19 protein-coding genes are annotated in these 21,001 nt (G+C 38.7%); 2 read left to right on the forward strand and 17 right to left on the reverse strand.

The genetic code is table 11. From position 1 onward, the window contains the following. Positions 1 to 22 precede the first annotated feature (22 nt). From murD to ACFX4W_RS09955, 13 genes are all read right to left on the reverse strand, one after another. Positions 23 to 1,372, reverse strand: a complete 1,350-nt coding sequence (murD, locus tag ACFX4W_RS09895; RefSeq protein ID WP_043976413.1) for a UDP-N-acetylmuramoyl-L-alanine--D-glutamate ligase — start codon at positions 1,370 to 1,372, stop codon at positions 23 to 25. Beyond that, positions 1,373 to 2,347 (reverse strand): phospho-N-acetylmuramoyl-pentapeptide-transferase, encoded by a 975-nt coding sequence (mraY, locus tag ACFX4W_RS09900; protein ID WP_013058961.1) that lies wholly within the window; start codon positions 2,345 to 2,347, stop codon positions 1,373 to 1,375. It lies immediately after the preceding gene. 61 nt (positions 2,348 to 2,408) lie between these two features. After that, positions 2,409 to 3,872: a UDP-N-acetylmuramoyl-L-alanyl-D-glutamate--2,6-diaminopimelate ligase gene (locus tag ACFX4W_RS09905; RefSeq protein WP_043976716.1), complete on the reverse strand. Its 1,464-nt coding sequence runs from the start codon at positions 3,870 to 3,872 to the stop codon at positions 2,409 to 2,411. 211 nt (positions 3,873 to 4,083) lie between these two features. After that, positions 4,084 to 6,000 (reverse strand): stage V sporulation protein D, encoded by a 1,917-nt coding sequence (locus tag ACFX4W_RS09910; RefSeq protein WP_013084856.1) that lies wholly within the window; start codon positions 5,998 to 6,000, stop codon positions 4,084 to 4,086. 69 nt (positions 6,001 to 6,069) lie between these two features. Continuing rightward, a complete protein-coding gene (locus ACFX4W_RS09915; RefSeq protein WP_016765447.1) occupies positions 6,070 to 8,328 on the reverse strand; it encodes a penicillin-binding protein in 2,259 nt (752 codons plus the stop codon). 5 nt (positions 8,329 to 8,333) lie between these two features. Then, entirely contained in the window at positions 8,334 to 8,693 is a 360-nt protein-coding gene (gene ftsL / locus ACFX4W_RS09920) for a cell division protein FtsL (protein ID WP_013058965.1), read from the reverse strand. 33 nt (positions 8,694 to 8,726) lie between these two features. Next, complete coding sequence (gene rsmH, locus ACFX4W_RS09925; RefSeq protein WP_013084858.1) at positions 8,727 to 9,662, reverse strand: 16S rRNA (cytosine(1402)-N(4))-methyltransferase RsmH; 936 nt, start codon at positions 9,660 to 9,662, stop codon at positions 8,727 to 8,729. Positions 9,663 to 9,996: 334 nt separating this feature from the next. Continuing rightward, a complete protein-coding gene (bshC, locus tag ACFX4W_RS09930) occupies positions 9,997 to 11,622 on the reverse strand; it encodes a bacillithiol biosynthesis cysteine-adding enzyme BshC (protein WP_280560154.1) in 1,626 nt (541 codons plus the stop codon). A 90-nt stretch (positions 11,623 to 11,712) separates the two neighbouring features. Beyond that, positions 11,713 to 12,096 (reverse strand): DUF3397 domain-containing protein, encoded by a 384-nt coding sequence (locus tag ACFX4W_RS09935; RefSeq protein WP_013058968.1) that lies wholly within the window; start codon positions 12,094 to 12,096, stop codon positions 11,713 to 11,715. Position 12,097: 1 nt separating this feature from the next. Continuing rightward, positions 12,098 to 12,979 carry a 2-dehydropantoate 2-reductase gene (locus ACFX4W_RS09940; RefSeq protein ID WP_043976715.1) on the reverse strand — a complete coding sequence of 294 codons (882 nt, stop codon included), beginning with the start codon at positions 12,977 to 12,979 and terminating at the stop codon, positions 12,098 to 12,100. A 158-nt stretch (positions 12,980 to 13,137) separates the two neighbouring features. Then, positions 13,138 to 14,679 carry an acyl-CoA carboxylase subunit beta gene (locus ACFX4W_RS09945; protein WP_013084862.1) on the reverse strand — a complete coding sequence of 514 codons (1,542 nt, stop codon included), beginning with the start codon at positions 14,677 to 14,679 and terminating at the stop codon, positions 13,138 to 13,140. Between the two features lie 19 nt (positions 14,680 to 14,698). Then, entirely contained in the window at positions 14,699 to 14,911 is a 213-nt protein-coding gene (locus tag ACFX4W_RS09950; RefSeq protein ID WP_013058971.1) for a biotin/lipoyl-containing protein, read from the reverse strand. Next, entirely contained in the window at positions 14,908 to 16,260 is a 1,353-nt protein-coding gene (locus ACFX4W_RS09955; RefSeq protein WP_043976412.1) for an acetyl-CoA carboxylase biotin carboxylase subunit, read from the reverse strand. The genes ACFX4W_RS09950 and ACFX4W_RS09955 overlap by 4 nt, the downstream gene beginning before the upstream one ends. A gap of 313 nt (positions 16,261 to 16,573) precedes the next feature. Here ACFX4W_RS09955 and ACFX4W_RS09960 point away from each other — a divergent pair, with 313 nt between their 5' ends. After that, positions 16,574 to 17,044: an N-acetyltransferase gene (locus ACFX4W_RS09960; RefSeq protein WP_013058973.1), complete on the forward strand. Its 471-nt coding sequence runs from the start codon at positions 16,574 to 16,576 to the stop codon at positions 17,042 to 17,044. Positions 17,045 to 17,125: 81 nt separating this feature from the next. Here the strand turns inward: ACFX4W_RS09960 and ACFX4W_RS09965 are convergent, their stop codons facing one another. The 4 genes from ACFX4W_RS09965 to ACFX4W_RS09980 form a co-directional block, all read right to left on the reverse strand. Beyond that, complete coding sequence (locus ACFX4W_RS09965; protein WP_013058974.1) at positions 17,126 to 17,728, reverse strand: RsfA family transcriptional regulator; 603 nt, start codon at positions 17,726 to 17,728, stop codon at positions 17,126 to 17,128. A gap of 178 nt (positions 17,729 to 17,906) precedes the next feature. Then, the gene (locus ACFX4W_RS09970; protein ID WP_013084864.1) at positions 17,907 to 18,674 is read right to left on the reverse strand and encodes an enoyl-CoA hydratase/isomerase family protein; all 768 of its coding nucleotides are present in this window, start codon (positions 18,672 to 18,674) and stop codon (positions 17,907 to 17,909) included. 169 nt (positions 18,675 to 18,843) lie between these two features. Continuing rightward, complete coding sequence (gene rpmF, locus ACFX4W_RS09975) at positions 18,844 to 19,017, reverse strand: 50S ribosomal protein L32 (protein WP_013058976.1); 174 nt, start codon at positions 19,015 to 19,017, stop codon at positions 18,844 to 18,846. A gap of 65 nt (positions 19,018 to 19,082) precedes the next feature. After that, entirely contained in the window at positions 19,083 to 19,601 is a 519-nt protein-coding gene (locus tag ACFX4W_RS09980; RefSeq protein ID WP_043976411.1) for a YceD family protein, read from the reverse strand. A gap of 179 nt (positions 19,602 to 19,780) precedes the next feature. Between ACFX4W_RS09980 and ACFX4W_RS09985 the strand changes: the two genes are divergently transcribed. Beyond that, positions 19,781 to 20,980 carry a nucleotidyltransferase gene (locus ACFX4W_RS09985; protein WP_043976410.1) on the forward strand — a complete coding sequence of 400 codons (1,200 nt, stop codon included), beginning with the start codon at positions 19,781 to 19,783 and terminating at the stop codon, positions 20,978 to 20,980. Positions 20,981 to 21,001: the final 21 nt, after the last annotated feature.

A 21,001-nucleotide genomic window follows, 5' to 3' on the forward strand; every position in this document is an offset into this window, starting at 1 on the left:
TTCTAGGTGTTTAGACAAGCCCTTATTTCAGTTTATGCACAGATTCAATAAAGATGTCACCACGTTCTTCAAAAGTTTTAAATTGATCCCAGCTTGCACAAGCAGGAGATAATAAAATAACATCTTCTTCATCTGAACAAGCATATGCTTCTGAAACTGCTTGTTTAACATTATCGACACGTTTTACAATTTGTATTCCCGCTTCTTTTGCTACGCGTTCAATTTTAGGAGCCGTTTCACCAAATGTAATCACAGCTTTCACATTTTTAAACTCTTCTTTTAAATCATCAAACTCATTGCCGCGATCGAGTCCACCTGCAAGTAGAATCGTCGGCTGCGAAAAAGCGGAAAGAGCTACTTTTGTAGCAAGCATATTCGTAGCTTTAGAGTCATTATAAAACTTACGTTTGTTGATTGTCGTGACATATTGAACGCGATGTTTAACACCAGCAAACGTTGTGAGCACGCGGTAGATAGCTTCATTTGAACAGCCGTACAGTTTCACAACGGATACAGCTGCTAAAATGTTTTCTTGATTATGTTTGCCTGGCAGCACCACATCTTTTAAGGACATCACTTCTTCATCTTTAAAGAAAATCGTTTCGTTTTTAATATACGCTCCTTCTGTCGTTTGAGCTGTAACAGAAAAAGGTACTTTTGTCGCTTTAACATCTGCACTAGCTTTCATCACTAGCTCATCATCCGCATTAATAACGGCAAAGTCTTCACTTGTTTGATTGTTAAAGAGATTTGCTTTCGCTTTGATATATTCCTCTTTTGTGCCATGATAGTCTAAGTGAGCATCAAACAAATTCAATAATAAAGAGATTCTCGGACGGAATTTTTCAATTCCCATCAGCTGAAAAGAAGAAAGCTCCGTTACAATTACATTGTCCTTTGTTGCTTTTTGCGCCACTTCACAAGCTACTGTTCCAATATTTCCAGCAATCAGCGGCTGCTTTTGATCTTCTTCTAACATTTTATAAATTAGCGTTGTTGTTGTTGTCTTCCCATTGCTTCCCGTAATTCCGATAAAAGGCGCTTCGCTAATTTCATAAGCCAATTCTACCTCTGTTAAAATCGGAATATTTCGCTTTAATGCTTCTTGCAATAGAACATTTGAATACGGAATCCCAGGGTTTTTTACAATAACATCCGCTTTGTCTAAAAGCTCAAGCGGATGATGTCCACAGACAACTTCAATGCCCGTTTTTTCTAATTCCTGTGCTGCTACGTTCTCTTCGTACGGTTTTTGATCATTAACGACTACTTTAGCACCAAGCTGTTTAACTAACTGAGCAGCTGCTAAACCGCTCTTGGCTAACCCTAAAATAAGTACTTGTTTACCTTGATACGTATTGACTGATTTCATTTAAATCCACACCTCGATATAAATTCCAAGCATTGCAAATAATAGTCCTACAGCCCAAAAAGTCATAACTACGCGCCATTCCGACCAGCCGCTTAGCTCGTAATGGTGATGAAGCGGACTCATTTTAAACACACGTTTTCCTGTTGTTTTGAAAGATGCGACTTGAATAATAACAGATAGTGTTTCAATAACAAACACACCACCGATAATAACAAGCAAGAATTCCATTTTCATTAAGACAGCCACCGTAGCGATAGCTCCTCCTAGCGCTAAAGAACCCGTATCTCCCATAAATACTTTTGCAGGATGGGCATTAAAAACTAAAAATCCTAACACAGCTCCTACTACAGCAACTGAGAAAATAGATAGTTCAAACTGCTCTGCATTCCAAGCAAGAACTGCAAATGCACCAAAAGCAATCGCACTTGTACCAGATACAAGTCCGTCTAATCCATCCGTCAAGTTAACCGCGTTTGAAAAACCAACAAGCCAGATGATGAGGAAAACAACATAAAACCAACCTAAATCAATTGGGTCTTTAATTCCAGGAATCGTCACTTCAGTTGAGAACTCAAACTGTCTTGCAATAAAGTAAAAAATAATTGAAATGACAACCTGACCTAAAAACTTTTGTTTAGATGTTAATCCAAGGTTACGCTTTAACACTACTTTTATAAAATCATCTAAAAATCCTAATAAACCAAATCCGATTGTGACAAATAATAATAGAAACGTCTTATATGTAAGTTCTGCATACTGATTGACCATAATAAGAGTTGCCACAATAATAGATAATAAAATCATGATACCGCCCATTGTAGGTGTACCTGATTTTTTCTGGTGAGATTTCGGGCCTTCATCACGAATACTTTGACCAAACTTTAATCTTCTTAAGAAGGGAATAAAAATCGGCGACAATACAACCGTAATCAAAAAGGCTACGCCGATTGTCAATAAAATTGATTGTTCTAGCACGATGTTCCCTCCTTAACTTCCAACTCATTCCGACTCATTTTGTTCTCTACCCATTTCATTACTACTTTCGCTCCTCAATCATTTTGCGTGCTACTTCTCGATCGTCAAAATCGAATACTTTTTTACCAATAATTTGATAGGTCTCGTGCCCTTTTCCAGCAATGACAATAACATCATCTGCATGCGCTGTTTCCACTGCATAGCGAATAGCTTCTGCACGATCAGCAATCGTCACATAGTTATCTGTATCCAAACCTTCTTCCATATCTTTTAAAATAGCCAATGGATCTTCACTTCGTGGATTATCAGATGTCAAAATAGCTTGTGTACTGTATTCAGCTGCAATTCGAGCCATGATTGGTCGTTTTGTACGATCTCGATCTCCGCCACAACCAACAATAACATATATATTGCGTTTTGCGAATTCTTTTACAGTTTTTAACACGTTCTCTAAGCTGTCCGGCGTGTGGGCATAATCAACGATAACCGTAAAATCTTGCTCCGCATCAACCACTTCAAAACGCCCAGATACGCCTTCTAACACTTTTATTTCCTCGACAATAACTGACAGAGGGATACCTGATACTAAACATGAAGCCGTAGCCGCTAATACGTTGTAGACGCTGAATTTCCCAATAAGCTTCATCTCTACACGAACCGTTTCTGTCGGTGTTGTCAAGTCGAACGTTGTGCCGCTGTTTGTAATTTGAATATTGGTTGCACGAATATCACTTTCACGGTCAATACCATAGGTAATCACTGTAGCGGCCGTGTTTTTAATATATTCCTCGGTTGCCGCATCATCAGCATTAAGAACAGCAAATTTAGGACGATTATGGTTATAAGCGTTTCCTAACTGTGCAAATAGCAACCCTTTCGCACGACGATAATCTTCCATTGTATGATGATAATCCAGGTGATCTTGCGTTAAGTTACTAAATACCGCAACATCAAAGTCGCACCCGTGTACGCGTCCTAAGTCAAGTGCATGAGATGATACTTCCATCATCGCTACTTCTACATTCTCCTCCACCATTTGGTGAAATGTTTTTTGGAGCGTCAGCGATTCAGGCGTTGTGTTTTTCACATCATAAGACGTATCACCAATACGAATTTCAATCGTTCCAATTAGACCCGTCTTTTTATGTTGTGATTTAAAGATATGCTCAATTAAATGTGTAATCGTTGTTTTTCCATTTGTGCCTGTTACACCAATTAAATGCATTTTTTGTGTAGGCTGATTGTAGAAAGCATCCGCTAGCACTGCCATTGCTCGTTTTGTACTCTTCACGCGTACAACAGGCACTTCTACATCCACAGGCTTTTCTGCTAAGATTGCTACTGCCCCTTTTTCCACAGCCATCTGTGCAAAGTTATGACCATCAACTGTATAGCCGTCTATACAAATGAACAATGCTCCGGGCTTAACTTCTCTTGAATCCATTTCAATTGACGTAATATCAATATTCTGTTCAGGAAGCTGAACAAAATCATGTAAATGTGTTAGTAGTTCTCGTAAATCCATTCCTACCATGTCCTCTCTATTTGTAAAGTGAAACGTTTGTTATAAGACGCTATGGCAACTATTCTTCTTTTTCTAGCACCTAACCTATTACATTTTACAGAAAAAGAAGCCCGGAGGGAACACCCCCAAGGCTTATTTGTTGATTTCATGTTCACACGCAGAGTAACCTGCTGATTATCATGCAAGGAAGAATAATGGTTTATAGAGATTTTTATTTTCCCATATAAATTCTAACCGTTTCGCCTTCTTTAACTTTCGTTCCGGCTGCAGGAGACTGCTTGACCACTTTATCTCCTTCGCCACTCACATCTAATTTTAAATTAAGTAGCTGTTCTTGTAACTCTTTTTTTGACATTCCTACGACATTTGGTACTTTTATCATTGGTGTGTCCAGCCACGTTAACTCTTTTTCAATTTGTCCTTTACGCGGTTTAACGTCCATCACACGCAAGCTGTCTTCAATCATTTTACCTACAATCGGAGCTGCTACAACTCCACCAAATTGAATGGTGCCTTTTGGATTATCAACCGCAACATACACGACAATTTCAGGGTTATCTGCTGGTGCAACACCGATAAAAGAAACGATGTGATTATTTTTTAAATACTTTCCATTTTGAGCTTTCTGCGCCGTACCCGTCTTTCCTCCAACGCGGTACCCTTCCACAAAAGCTCCTTTTCCGCTTCCTTGTGCTACTACACTTTCAAGAGCAAAACGCACTTGCTTAGACGTTTCCTCGGAAATAACTTTTCGCTTAGCAACCGGCTTATGACTGCTTACAACTTTTCCGGTAGTTGGATCCACCCACTCTTTTGCAATATAAGGTTCATAAAGCGTTCCACCGTTTACGGCTGCGGAAACAGCAGCTACTTGTTGAATAGGCGTAACAGCAACCCCTTGCCCAAAAGCTGTTGTAGCTTGTTCAACCGGCCCTACGCGCTCAAGCGGGAACAAAATCCCTTTTGCTTCCCCTTGTAAATCAATACCTGTTTTTTGACCAAAGCCAAATTCTTTAATGTATTTGAACAATTTTTCTTTTCCTAAACGTTCCCCAAGCTCCACAAAACCAGGGTTACATGAGTTTTGTACAACTTCTAAAAAAGACTGCTGTCCATGTCCGCCTTTTTTCCAGCAGCGAAGTCTCGCTCCGCCAACTTCCGCGGCTCCATCGTCGTAAAATTGATCTTTTAGTAAATCCACTTTCTTTTCTTCAAGAGCAGCTGCCAGTGTAATAATCTTAAACGTCGATCCGGGCTCATATACGCTCCAGATTGGAAGATTGCGATTATACACCTCAGGCTTCACATTTTTAAAATCCGTAGGATCAAAGCCCGGACGACTAGACATACCTAAAATTTCACCGTTTTTAGGATTCATGGCAATGGCAATCATACCATCTGGATTATAAGCTGTCTGAGCATTATCCAACTCACGCTCCATGATCGTTTGCACACGTGAATCGATGGTCAATCTCAAATCCAGCCCGTCCACAGGTGCTGTGTAGTCATCGGCTATATTGGGCATCTTTTTACCTTTAGCATCCGAATACAATTTAACTGAACCTTTTTGTCCTTTTAGCTCTTTATCATAATATAATTCAAGGCCTGTTAACCCTTGATTATCTACTCCCGCAAAGCCTAATACATGCGACAAATAACTTCCAAACGGATAGTACCGCTTCGAATCCTCAGCTATATATACGCCTTTTAAATTTAAATTTCGCACTTCATTTGCTTTCGCATGTGAAATTTTTCTTCCTTCAGGACGCAAATACACGCTAGAAGAAGCTTTTGTTATTTGCTCATATACTTTTTCTTTTGATGCTCCCAGCACTTTTGCTAACTTTTCAGCCGTAACAGCTGGATTTTCAACTTGTCTTGGCATAACTAAAACGGTCGGTGCACTTTTATTTGTAGCAAGTGCCACATCATTGCGATCTAGTATCTTTCCTCTTTCAGGTTCAAAAGGAATATTCCGACTCCATAAGTCTTTGGCTTTTTCAGTTAGCGTATCCCCAGTCAGCAACTGTACATATCCAAGCCTTGTATCAATAATCAAAAACACAATAAAACCGACAAACAAAACAATGGCTAGCCTTTTACGAACTGTGACTCCTGATACCCGCATATATTAGAACCTCCTCTGAATCGGCTCGTTCCAATATATGCTTGTACAGGATTCACTAGAACTTAATTTCTAGTCAAGTTGCTTATCGTCTTTTTTACTATCAGACTCACTTTTTTCCGTTTCTTTTAACTTATTTAACGTACTTGAAAATTCTTTAGGCGTTTCAAGTTCTACTTTCAGGTAGGTTCCTGCTTTTAACGGATCGCCTGCCTTAATACTTTGACTTACAACATAACCATTTTCAAGTGCGCTAGGTCGAACGTTGACAAATTCACTAAAGCGTATAACATCACGATGTGAAAAACCTGTTAAATCAGGCATTGTGGCTTTTCCATTTGTCTTAATAAACACGCGTTGACCAGTGACAATGGTATCAGAAGTCGGTGATTGGCTTTCTACCGTATCTCCTTTACCTATTACAACAGGAACAAGTCCTTTTTGTTTTAAGTCTTTCACGGCACTATCAACTGATTCGTTAACGTAAGACTTAAGCGTAATTTCTGAATCTACTTTTTTATCTTCTGTTTTCTTTCCGTCTTCGTCTGTTTTTTCAGGCTCCACCCCTAAGTACTGCAGGCTGTTTTTCATCACCGGATTAAATACGGCTGTAAGCGGCGCAGTACCTGTCTCTTGAGGCGTAAGAGTTGGATTTTTAACGGCTACATAGACAAGCAGCTTTGGATCTTTAGCAGGTGCAAAGCCCATAAAGGAAATGAAATTTTTCCCGTGTCCATGCAAGTAGCCTCCGGTAGGACCAGGAATTTGAGCTGTTCCCGTCTTTCCAGCGACATCGTACCCTTCAATCGCGTAAGGTTTCCCTGTTCCGTCATCAGAAGAAACAACGGTTTCTAAAATATCTAGCGTTTCGTTCGCTGCTTTTTTAGAAATAGGTTGTCCTACTACGGTAGGTTTTGTTTTCTTAATCGTTTTCTTATTTGTTTCATCGACTACTTGTTTAATCACGTAAGGCTTCATCATTTTTCCGTCATTTGCAATCGCAGTAGCCGCTTGAATTTCTTGAATAGGCGTAAAAGCGGACGCCTGTCCAAATGCAGTAGTTACGCGGTCTCTCGGGTACTTCGTCACTAACTTGCTAGAAGCTTCGTTTGGCAAGTCAATTCCCGTTTTATCCATAAAGCCAAACTTGTCCAAGTATTTATACAAACGGTCGGTGCCCAATTTTTCGTTGGCTAAAATGGCTACCGCTACATTTGAAGACCTTTGAATTCCTTCATTAAATGTAATAGCTCCCCAGCCGACTCCGCCGTTGTGATCGTTAATCGGAACGCTGTTTTTCGTTACTTTATAAGATCCCGACTGATAGCGGTCTTCGCCGTTATAGACCCCTGCATCAATCGCGGCTGCTAGCGTAAAGATTTTCATCGTTGAACCAAGTTCATAGCTGTTTTCAACAAACGGATTACGATAAGACGTGATATCACGAATATTTGGGTCAAATGAAGGACGATTTGACATCGCCAAAATTTCACCGGTTTTCGGATTTACTACCGTTGCCATTAGCTCTTCTGGTTTATATTCTTTAGCAGCAGCTGTCATTGCATCCTCTAAAAACGTTTGAATTTTTTCATCAATTGTAAGCGTGACACTGTCTCCATTTTTCGGAGCTACAATTGACTCTTTTGGATCCGGAAGCTTAATTCCATTTTTAGCAGCTTCGTATTTTACATATCCATCTTCTTCAGAAAGCTGCTTATCAAATACTTTTTCAATTCCCATTTTCCCTACGATTTTACCCGTATCATCTTTTTGTGCGTATCCTAAAATACTTGAGGCGAATACACCGTTTGGATAGAAGCGCTTCGAATCGCGTAAAAACGTGATCCCTGGGAGATTTAGTTTTTCAATTTTTTGCTTTAGCACGTTATCAATGTCACGTCCGCCTGGGCCAAGTTCGACTTGGAAGGTACCACGTTTAATTCCTCTCGTTAACATGCTGTCAATTTTCGATTCGTCCATCTTTAATAATGGGGCTAATTTTTCAGCCGTTTTTTCTGGGTCTACTACGTGCTGCGGGTGATCTTTGTCTTTTGTTTGTTTTTTATCTAAGATCGCCACAACCGTATAAGCACCCGTGTCTTGGGCGATTGCTTCTCCGTTTCGATCGTAAATCGTACCGCGCTGTCCTTCAATTTTAGACGTTCGCGTATGCTGTTTTTGTGCAATTTCGGCTAAAGCTTCTCCGTCTGCTTTGCCCGTCGCTTGGATGTAAAAGAACCTGATGGCTAATACAAAAAAGAGCAATGCAAATATTAAAATTAATATTGCTGCTCCTGTACTAATATTGCTATTTTTTCTTGGCGTAGTCATCGCAATTAATCGTTAACGACTTTTACGTTATTTTCATTCAATTTTAGTCCAAGTTCTTTTGCTTTTGTCCAAATACGATCGTATGCACTTAACTCTGTTACCTGTAATTTTAACTCATTGTTTTTTGCCTCTTGCTTGTCAATCTTTCCATCGAGTGATTGCACTTCTTCACTGATGCTATAAAGCGAAGATTGATTTGAAATGATTTGCACAGACCCAAACAGCATGAGTGCGACAAATCCAGAATACACAATTTTTTCACCAACCGTAATTTTTCTTTTTGTCTTTCGAACAACTTGACGTACCGTCTTTTGCTGCTTCTGCTGCTGATCTTGCTCTCTTACTTTGTATGCTACATTGTTCATTCTCGTCCCCTCCTCTTTGATAAAACCCTTTAATTACACTAATTTCTCAACAATTCGAAGCTTTGCCGAACGCGCGCGCTTATTTTCTTCTATCTCTTCTTCTGAAGGTAAAATAGGTTTTCTTGTAATAACTTTCATTTTAGGTTTAAATTCTTCTGGAATAATCGGCAGTCCATGCGGAAGCTGCGGAACCGTGCTTGCATTTTTAAACGCCACTTTACAAATTCGATCTTCAAGTGAGTGGAAGGTAATAACACTTACACGTCCACCTTTTTTGATCACATCCATAGCCTGTTCAATTGCATCTTCAAATACTTGAAGCTCATCATTTACAGCAATTCGAATAGCCTGGAAAATTCGTTTCGCCGGATGTCCACCCGTTCGTCTAGCTGGCGCTGGAATACCATCTTTAATAAGATCAACCAGCTCTAGCGTTGTTTCAATTGGTTTAGACTCTCGATATGCTTCAATCTTGCGGGCAATTTGTTTTGAAAACTTTTCTTCTCCGTATTGGAAAAAGATTTTCACAAGTTTTTCATAAGGCCATTCATTTACTACGTTGTACGCAGAAAACATTGAGTTTTGATCCATGCGCATATCAAGCGGGGCATCATGATGAAAGCTGAACCCTCGCTCTGGTGTATCCAACTGAGGAGACGAGACTCCGAGGTCAAATAATACTCCGTCTACTTCTTCAATTCCGTGTTCCATTAGCTGCTCTTTTAAATAGCGAAAATTACTTTTGATTAGAATAACTCTGTCTAGATACGGGGCCAATTTCTCTTTTGCATTTGCAAGAGCGACATCGTCTTGATCAAACGCAATTAATTTCCCTTTTTCTGATAGCTGTTTTACGATATATTCACTATGACCTGCTCCGCCAAGCGTGCAGTCGACATATACTCCATCCGGCTTAATATTTAAGCCTTCCGCTGCTTCTTTAAGCAAAACAGTTGTGTGATTAAACATTATGACACCTACTTCTTTCTAAACTACTTAGTTATGTATACAAAAAGCAAAAAACGGTGTTTTTCTTTGATATATATACACGTTTATATTATATATCAAAGTTCAACATTATTTCAGCTATTTATATAAGAATTAAGTAGAATTTTGTCTTTTTGTCACAAATAGTGTCATTTTGTTAAAGGTAGGACATATTCGTAGAATAAAATGTAAGGAATATAAGGTTTTTTTGCACAATTAGAAATAAATACCTTATAAGGATTCAATTGGTTAACATTCACCTTGTAGACTTTTTCTCTTTTCCAAAATAAAAATCCTGCTTTTCAGCAGGATTTTATTAGACATAACAGACTTTTAACTGGTGATTTAATTCGACTTCAGCACTTAGTAAATCTGACACAAATTGCATACCATAACCATTTAAATAATACATAATATTCCACATTCGTTCTTGTGGAGCATTGTAGGGACGAAGAGCAAGTTCAATTTGAGCATATTTTGAATGCTTCACATCGTGCTTAATTAGCTGTTTGGATTCGACAATCTTTTGAATGGTTTCAAACTGCTTTTGAATAATCGCTCGATTTTTAAGCATGACTTCATCAAATGTTTTGTCTTCTTTTTGAATATTTTCACGAAGAGTTTTATGAATTTTTTCGAAATCTTCTTTCGCTTTTTCAAAATACATTTCGTATGGGTTGTGAACTTCTGTCTTAAGCCAGTGCTCCCTCTCTGCATCTACACCTTCGTTCACTACGTTCGAAAGGTCTAACTGAAGTTCATCCATATACTTCTCGATATGTCTTTCTACGATTGCATAGGATAACCTAGGGACCACGGGAGGCATTTTAAAGCTAAATAAAGAAAATGCTTTTTCAAGCTCTGCCCAATACGCTACTTCCCCCGGACCTGCAATAAACGCAAGGGTAGGAAGTAAGTACTCCTGCATAAGAGGTCTAGTCACAACGTTGTTACTAAGAAGCTCAGGCGTTTGTTTAGCAATTTGAACCAGCTCTTCTTTAGACAGCGCGAGTTCATTTTGCTTTCCAACAAACTGCTCTTGTTCTGCATCTCTTTCTAAAAGTACTCTGTTTTCATTGTGTGAATAAAAGAGATGAGCCGTTTCTTCTCCCACTTCAATCATTAGTCCGTATTGTTTTTGAATCTCAGTTTGCTGTTCCATAACGGCTGACGATAATTTGTCATTTTGTTCAATTAACGTCACAAAGAAAGAAGATTCAATGCTGCGCACTTCTTTAGAAGCTGCATCCATTAAAATAAGACCTGACTCTGCGAACATTGTGGTAACCAAATGAGCAAAGAAATCGACATAGGTACGTGATTTATCTAACGCTTCTAAAACAAAGTGTAATACCTGGTTTGTATGGGCCGTTTCATTAAACGTTTGAAATACATCACGAACCCAGCTTCTACAGGCCTCATGGTCTAGTTCAATTTGAGAAACCATTTGCTTTTTCTTTAAAGAATGCTTTAGCGTTTTCTTTAAAAGCTGGTTTTTATGCTCTGTGTATACATGGTTGATCTCAGCAAAATCATGATCTTCTCCAGCAATCCAAAATACCGGAAGCACGGGCACGTTTAAAGCTTCCTCTTGTTGTTTAGCTAGGAGCACAATTGAAATCACTTTATGAATGGTGTACAAAGGACCGGTAAGCAGCCCCGCTTGCTGACCTCCAACGACCACTACGCTGTTAGGATCTTTTAGCTTTTCAATATTTTCAATCGTCTTAGAAGATGCTCCGTAGCGCTTATTAAAATCAAGCAGATACTCAGCAAGCTGTTCTCTTGGATAAGACTGCTTTTGAACATCCGCTAAACGTTTTTCATATACGTCTTTTTCGTGTATATTATAATGAAAAAAGGAAAGTGCTTGCTTTTCACCTTTTATGTAATCGTTCGTTAGTTTGTTTCCCGCCTTTAAAGAGACGTCTGTAATCTCCATGAAAGAACTTCCTTTCTTTTCCTAATACTTATATTCTCTACATATAGCTTCATTATCCATAATGTAACTGCCCACGTCTAGTAACATGCTTTACAGAGAGGAAATACGAAAAGCGATTCCACCTATATTTAATACAATATGTGCAATAAGAAACAAAACAAAATTCATCCGAAAGAACCCTTTCGCGATAAGCTTCATTTCTAAGTCATGTTTGACTTTCCAATGTACAAACATCATAATCATTGCTACAACTAAAAGGACTAACGCAATCAACCACAAAAAAGAGTGCCCGAAAATTTCCACAGCTGCATAATGCACGGACAAAATAAGAAAAACCGTAGTAATGTACGTTGCAATGTGGACAGATTTCCTTTTATTTTTCGTCAGTTTGCGTAAAAGCATGTATAGAATAAAAAAACCAACGAGCGGCAGAGTGACAAACGTCGCAAAAACTCCAGCAATAAAACTTCCCATGTTAATCACCCTTTTCTTCTTCGATTCCTTTTATTGACCCATATAAAAAGTCAACAATAGGCGTCGACGTTCTTTTTTCAGCAGCTTGTGTTTGAATATAGCCTAAAATAGCATCAATTTCTGTTTGCCGCCCCTTCTGTATATCTTTTAGCATAGAAGATTGATTTGTACTCGTGCGCGAACAAACCCCCAGCGCATTTTCCCAATAATTAAAAGCTGAATCCAGTTTTAACACAGCGGCAATCTCTTCAAACAATAGACGCATCGTTTTATAAAAGTAGCCGTTATGAATCAGCTGCCCATTTTTTACCCCATACAGCGCCGTAAGAGGATTGATGAGCGCATTTACAACTAATTTCTTCACCAGCATCGCATACCAATCTGTTTCAATCACCCAAGGAAAATTCACAATTGGCAAGATAGACTCCATTTCTCCTCTGTATGAAGCAATACGGGTTGTTCCTATTCCTGTATGATGGACGCTATCCATATTTGTACGCATTGCCCCGTGTTCAACTGTACCCAAATAGAGAGTGCTCTGCGGGAGATTTTTAAGAATTTCAATATGGCTCATACCGTTTTGGATAAACAAAAGGGGAGTATGTATAGTAAGGGTTTTGATAAAAGGAATAATCTCTTTTAAATGATACTGTTTTACAGTAATAATGATTAAATCTGCTTCTTTTATGTTTTTTTCCAGAGGGATAGCACTCACTTTTTTAGTGTGATGTTCCCCTTGTCTATGTAAGGTAATTCCATTATCGTTAATACACTTTGCTTGAGTTTTTGTTTTCGTATACAAGGTTACATCATAACAATCTGATAAATACGCGCTAAACAACAGACCTAATGATCCGCCTCCAATAATACCTATAGTTTTCATCGTATTTTTTGTTCCTCTTTCCATTATTGAGTTTCATTTTAGCAAAAAAATGCTTTGAATTAAATGCATTCTTAAAATTTTACCTATTCATATAGCCCGTGTGATTAAAAATCACCGGGCTTATTGCAAATTATTTAGAGTGATCCCGTTTTTTTCTATTATACGGGATACACCGGATGTTTACGACGGCTAAAGGTCACATTCTTTGTTTCATATAATCGAAAGCGGTCAATTAAAGTTCGACGCAGTTCGTTAGCAGGAACGATGTCGTCAATAATAAGTTCAGAAGCCAGCGTATAGATATCGATGTGTTCTTTATACTCCTGCTGTTTCTGTTTAACAAACATAAACCGCTCTTTCGGATCTTCAATTTCATTAATTTTATTAGAATAGACGGCATTTACTGCCGCTTCAGGACCCATTACGGCAATTTGAGCAGTAGGTAATGCAAGGCAGCAATCCGGTTCAAAAGCTGGACCAGCCATAGCGTAAAGCCCTGCGCCATAAGCTTTGCGCATGACCACGGAAATTTTAGGAACTGTAGCTGAACTCATCGCTGCAATCAATTTTGCACCATGTCTAATGATGCCTGCTCTTTCTACTTTGGTTCCAATCATAAATCCAGGTACATCCGCTAAAAATAGCAAAGGAATATGGAAGGCATCGCACAGTTGAATAAATTTTGCTCCTTTATCTGCTGAATCTACAAACAGCACTCCTCCTTTGACCTTCGGCTGATTGGCAATAATCCCTACTACTTTTCCATCTATTCGTGCAAGCCCTGTTACCAATTCGGCGGCAAACAGTTTTTTCACTTCAAAGAAGCTCCCTTCGTCAATAAGGGTATCAATTGCTTCATAGATATCAAATGGAACATTTTGATTCTCCGGAATTAGTTCTACTAAATCCTTTGTCTGCTTAGGCTCTTTAGCTTTTTGTACTTTAGGCTTCTCTTGATAGTTTTGTGGAAAGTAGGTTAAATAAGATTTGGCATAGGAAATAGCTTCTTCTTCAGAATAAGCTAACACATCTCCACATCCGCTAACGCTGCAGTGCATATGTGCTCCTCCCATTTCTTCTAGCGTAACCTTTTCTCCAATAACAGCTTCGGCCATACGCGGCGAACCTAAGTACATAGAAGCGTTTCCATCTACCATCACAACAATATCACAAAATGCAGGGATATATGCTCCTCCAGCTGCTGACGGACCGAAGAGCAAACAAATTTGAGGAATGACGCCGGAAAGTTTTACTTGATTGTGAAAGATCCGTCCAGCTCCTCGGCGGTTTGGAAACATATCTAATTGATCCGTAATACGCGCTCCTGCAGAATCCACTAGGTAGAGCAAAGGCACATGCAGTTTTTCTGCTACTTCTTGAATCCGAATAATTTTCTCTACTGTTCTGGCCCCCCAAGACCCTGCTTTTACAGTAGAGTCATTAGCCATTACACAAACCGTTTCACCGTTTACTTTCCCAATTGCAGTTACAACACCGTCTGCCGGCAATCCTTCAGCTTTATTATTTGCAAACATGCCGTCTTCTTCATATTTCCCGTCATCAAATAAAAGGGCTAAACGATCTCTTACAAAAAGCTTCTGTTGTTTTGCAAGTTTCTCTTTGTACTTCTCCGCGTTGCCACGCTCTACTTTTTGACGATTTTCATCATATTTTTTCTGAGATTCACCTGTATGTATCATGATATCTCTCCTTTATGAGTTATGAAATAGTGACCAAAACGTCGCCTTCGTTCACAAAATCCCCCACGGCTATATGGACAGTCTCTGCAATACCAGCTTGATCGCTTTCAATAGGAATTTCCATTTTCATAGATTCTAATACAACAACAACTTCTCCTTTGGCTACACTTGCACCTTGCTGAACAAACACATTAAATACCATGCCTGCCATTGTCGCTTTGATTTCACTCATTGTGGTGCTCCTCCTTTATTTAATACGGTTGATAATAACGATGTGTTATAGGTGCCTTTTTCATATAACTCTTCATTTAACAACTGCTTAAATAGAGGAATATTCGTTTTGATTCCCTCTACAACAGCTTCTGTAAAATATGATTTAGCTAGTTCAATTGCATTTGAACGCGTACGACCAGTAATAATAACTTTTGCAATCATTGGATCATAAAAAGGTGTAACCGCATTCATATCACTGTAGCCGCTGTCTACGCGCGCATAGGTTCGCTCCGGCAAGTGATAACCCGTAATTTTTCCCGGAGCCGGTAAAAAAGTAAACGGATCTTCTGCATAAATTCGAAATTCAATGGCATAGTTATTTGCTGCTATTTCCTCTTGCACACGTGGAAGCTTTTCTCCGCGCGCAGCTAAGATCTGCCACTTAACTAAATCGACCCCTGCAATTTGCTCGGTGATCGGATGCTCAACTTGCAGCCGTGTGTTCATTTCAAGAAAATAAAAATTTTCGTCTTCATCCACAATAAACTCCACCGTACCTGCATTATAATATCCGATTGCTTTAGCCGCTTGAACGGCTTGGTTTTGCATGGCTTGTCGCGTACTTTCTTTTAAAGAAAGCGCAGGGGCTTCTTCAATCACTTTTTGATTTCTTCTTTGTACGGAACAATCGCGTTCAAAAAGATGAACGACATTACCATGCTGATCTCCAAACACCTGTACTTCGATATGTTTTGCGTTTGTGATAAGCTTTTCAATAAACATTCCTTCTTGACCAAAATATGCTTTTGCTCTTGCTTTTGTGGAGGCATACACTTGTTTTACTGCTTCTTCGTTATCGCAGCGCACCATCCCAATTCCGCCGCCGCCTCCGCTTGCTTTTAACATAACGGGATATCCAATTAGACTCGCTACTTTACAAGCCTCTTCAACTGACGTCACATCGCCTTCGCTGCCGGGGACAACAGGTACACCCGCTTCTTTCATCGCGGCACGAGCAGCAATTTTGTCGCCCATCATCGAAATGATTTCGGGAGAAGGACCGATAAAACAAAAACCTTCATCAATCGCTCTTTTAGCAAATGCATTATTTTCCGATAAAAATCCATACCCAGGATGAATGGCATCTACTTTTTCTTCATGACTAATTCGCAGCAATTCTTCTACATTCAAATATGACTTTTGCACAGGAGGCTCTCCAATTCGACGTGCTTTTGTAGCTGCTTGAACATAAGGAAGCTCTGCATCTGCATCGGAATAGACAGCCACCGTTTCAATGCCCATTTGTTTGCATGTATGAATAATACGAAGAGCAATTTCTCCTCGATTTGCAATCAGTATTTTTTTCACCTTTCTCTCCCCTTTCCTCAAATTTCTACTTTCCCCCATATAATTCTACAATAATTTTAAAACTCCTCTACAAATTTTGAAAACGCTTTCTATTTGAATCTCACTTTCCTTTTGCTTCCTTTCTAAAAAGTGATGCTTATAGTAATGTATTCTTCGTATTTAACTGAAAGAATTCATTTTTCCTCATGCGCATTGAATATTCGTTCACCGATCACGAAAACAGAATATTTTGTATTTTTGTTATATAATATTAGATGAACGAACCAAGCCAGTTCGTTTATCTAGCAAGGAGACATAACAAGGGGGATATGGGATGAATTACGAAGTGAAGCATTTAAAAATTAATTTTAAAACGCTAGAAGAGTTCAAGAAATTCAAAGAATATGGCATTCAAGAACTTTCAATGCTAGAAGAATTACATGCCAAAATTTCCGATAATGAAATAAATTCTCCGTTTTACGGTATTTATTTTGGAAATAGCTTAGTGGCTCGGATGAGTCTCTATAAGCGAAACAAACAGTACGATCAATATTTCGAGCCGCCTCAAACGTATATTGAAGTGTGGAAACTCGAAGTGCTCAGCGATTTTCAGCGCAAAGGATTGGGTCAAACGCTCGTTGAATACGCCAAATCCTTTCAATTACCTATCAAAACAAGCCCACGAGTAAAATCGAGTGATTTTTGGTCAAAAATGGGGTTCGTACCTGTAACATATGATATCGATCGTGATTTAGGAGAAAACCCTCTTATTTGGCTACCAAACGGTGTAAGCGAACAAAAATAAACAGCTGATTTCCAGCTGTTTATTTTATATCTATATGGTATATATGATCAACATGAAGTAGGGAGCATTCAAACTGTCGCTTTACTTTTGAACTTTTTCTAGATTTAAATTTTTATCCACTTGAAATTTCACTTTTCTACTTTTTTCATCCTCTTTTAATACAACCATTTTACGAGCCCTCTCCATAATTTCAATAAGAGCTTTATAGTCATCTTCCACAATTAACAAGTTGTTTTGCAAAGCTTTTTTTTCTTTTTCCAAAATCGTTACTTTCTCTTGTAAACGTTCAATCTTTTGCTGCAGTTCTTCATTAGCTTCGAGAAGCTCTGACGAGTGCCTTTGCCCTTGATCTACATTTTCTAAATATTTAATTACCTCATTAAGCGAAATATGTTTCTCTGCTTCCATATATGATAAGCGTGCAGGCTGCTCGTCATCTTTTGAAACAGTTCTTGCTTTTAATTCTTTTCTCTGTTTTTTCGCAAGATCAATACCAGTCTTGTATTGTTTGCGCACAAAAGAATTCCAGCGGAAGCCACAAGCTGCTGATGTTCGTGTAAGTTTCTTCCCCACTTCTTCAAATGCAGCTAGCTGAGTGCCACCTTCACGTATATGACGCAGTACAATTTCTGCGAGTAATAAATCTTCATCATGAGTCCATGCATCTTGACGAGAAGAAGTCATTTTTCTATCCCTCCTTATCCGTACTTATTAAATGAATATGCACCTACTAGATAAGATAGACTATTGTTCCTCTTCTCAATCAAGAAAATCTTTCATATACTTTGAAGCAAAATGGGAAACCCGTGATTCTTTCATCTTTCGCTTATTAACTATATTGCTATGGAAATGCAGTTCATAACTATGTTTTTTTAACGATGACCTTTTGAACCGCTTCTTCATGCTCAGGCGACTCCCACAATATCGAGCAGCGATGAATTTCTTGTTCCATCCGATTCCAAACCCGGCTTTGCTCCCATTTCTCAATAGCGATTTCTTTGTAAGCTTGCAATACCTGGGTCGGTTTATGAGTGATAGGGGCTAACCACTCCTCACACCTCATAGTTAGTTCTTTAAACGACGTGACATAGGAAAGAAATCCAATTTGCTTTGCTCGTTCTACTCCATACAGCTGAGCACTGTAGATCATTTCCATCGCTTCTTGATAACGCAGCTTTTCAAGAAGAATGGTTCCTCCTCCCCAGCCTGTTGTAATTCCTAAATTCCCTTGAATAAAGCCCATTTCGCTATGTGTTGCACTTATACGGAAGTCACATGCAATCGCAAGTTCACATCCTCCTCCAACCGATGTTCCATTCAAAAGGGCAACTGTGGGTTTTGGGAGTGTTAAAATCTCATAAAGAATTTTCCCCATTTTCGTTAACATTTGAGACGCCTCTTTCGAAGTCTTTAGCTCATGAAATACGCTTAAATCTCCTCCACTGCAAAATGCATCTGAACCAGCCCCTGTAATTACGAAAGCTTTTACTAACTGATCATGTTTCACATAATCTACAGCTTGCTGCAGTTCATTCATAACATCATAATCAATAGCATTACGCTTTTCAGGACGATTAATCACAAACGTAGCAATGCCTTGGCTTGTAGTAAACAGCTCGCTTTTTTTCATGCTTTTTCCTCCTTATAGACAAGGTATGAATCCTTTTACAACAGTAATTGTTTATTTAAAAAGAGTTCTTGTTCTATAAGAAAAATCCTTCTCTCCCAAAGGGTAGAGAAGGAAAAAAGGCAAAAAAAATAAAAGACCCTTTAAGAGGGTCTTTTATTTAAATAAGCAATTATTTGCTTACTACGTCATTTCCTTTGTAAGTACCACAAGCTTTACATACGCGGTGTGATAGTTTCATTTCACCACAATTTGGGCACTCTACCATACCAGGAACTTGTAATTTAAAGTGCGTACGACGCGTTCTTTTCTTCATTTTAGATGTTCTTCTAAAAGGTACAGCCATTATTCCCACCTCCTTAAAAGAATTTTAAAATCATATGAAGGCCCGAAAGCCGGATCTTCGCATTTTTATTTCTTTTTGTCTTTAAAGAAATTTTCGAGTACGGCTAAGCGGGGATCTACTTTTTCCTGCTTTTCTTCTTCGGTAACAACTTCCCAGTCTTTTCCTGACTGTGGAGCTGCTCCTGCCGCTTGCTGATTTTCACTAAATACCTGCAGAGGAATTTCAACAATAATTAACTCTTGAATCAAAGGTTGTAAATCAACCGTTTCTCCCTCTACAATGCGTACTTCAGCATCTTCTTCATAATCAGCATTCACATTCAATAAAAACGTTTCAGTTGCGTTAATTTCAAACGGATACGGAACGTCAACTAATGTACGAGCACAAGGCAACGTCATTTTTCCTGAAATTTCAAGGTGAAACGTTACTTTCGAAGAACTAATGTCGGCTCTTCCTTTCACGTTTACATCTGACATTCTACGAATTTGAGGATCAGCATTCATAAACTCTTTGCCGTCAATCACTTCGTCAAATGTTAGACCTTTATTTTGCAACTGATACAATTGATGTATTGTCCATTTCATTGTTAATCACCTCAAGGCAACAAAGGTTATTATAGCTTTCACAAGATTATTTGTCAATATTTTTTCTTTACACTATAATGTACTTAAATATGCTTTTTTGTAAAAATTTCTTACTTTCATAAAAAAATGTTTTTAAAACAAAGAGCTAGACTAAAAATAATAAATTAAAAGGAGACATTATGCAAGCAGTTGGAATAATTGTCGAATATAATCCTTTTCATAACGGACACGCTTATCATTTGCAGCAAGCGAAACAACAAACCGGAGCAGATTGTGTGATTGCTGTGATGAGCGGGCACTTTTTGCAGCGCGGAGAGCCTGCTCTTGTATCAAAATGGTCCCGCACAAGAATGGCTTTAGCGGCTGGTGCAGACTTAGTCTTTGAATTACCCTATGCTTTTTCTACTCAAAAAGCTGAAACATTCGCAGGCGGCGCTATTTCTATTTTAGAATCCCTTCGCGCTGACTTTGTATGCTTTGGCAGCGAAAATGGCAATATTGACTCATTTACCCGCACCGCTGATTTGCTCGAAGCTCATGAATCAGAACTATCCGCTTTAATTCAACAAGAGATAAAAAAAGGGAACAGTTATCCAAAAGCAGCTTCCAATGCTTTCTTACAGCTTTTCACGGAGGCTCCTATTGATCTATCTCAGCCAAATAATGTGCTTGGAATGAGCTATGTAGCTGCCATTAAAAAACAGCATGCATCTATTAAACCATATACAATCACTCGAATTCAATCACATTATCACGATGATTCCCTGTCTTCCTCTTTTATTTCAAGTGCTACAAGCATACGTAAAGCTATTTTTGACAGCAGCAGCCATGGGGACCTGAGCAAGCACATGCCAGTTAGTACAGCAAATGAATTAGCAGCTTACAAGCAAGCACACGGACAGTTACATCATTGGGAGCATTATTTCCCATTTTTGAAATACAAATTATTAACTACTCCGCTTTATGACTTACAGCGTATTTATGAAATAGAAGAAGGTATTGAACATCGGCTCCTATCTTATATTTCTTCAGCTACTTCATTTGAAGATTTTTTAACAAATGTTAAAACGAAGCGATATACGAGAACCCGTTTACAGCGCATGTGCGTTCACCTTTTAACCAATACAACAAAAAGTGAGATGCAACAAGCTGATCCTTATATTCGCTTATTGGGAATGTCAAAGACAGGACAAGGCTATTTAAAAACGATTAAGAAAAAGCTGTCCCTTCCTATTGTATCCACTGTATCGCAATGTAAACTAAAAGAAATTGATACCGATATTAAAGCGACACATGTTTATAGTATGCCGTTTCAAGAGCCTCTGCGCTCTCAATTTATGAAACAAGAATACACGCAGCCTCCTATCATTTGGCCATAAAAAAATCGTCTGCAAGAGACG

It is taken from the genome of Priestia sp. YIM B13489, from assembly GCF_042787645.1.
Classification (GTDB): Bacteria; Bacillota; Bacilli; order Bacillales; family Bacillaceae_H; genus Priestia; species Priestia megaterium.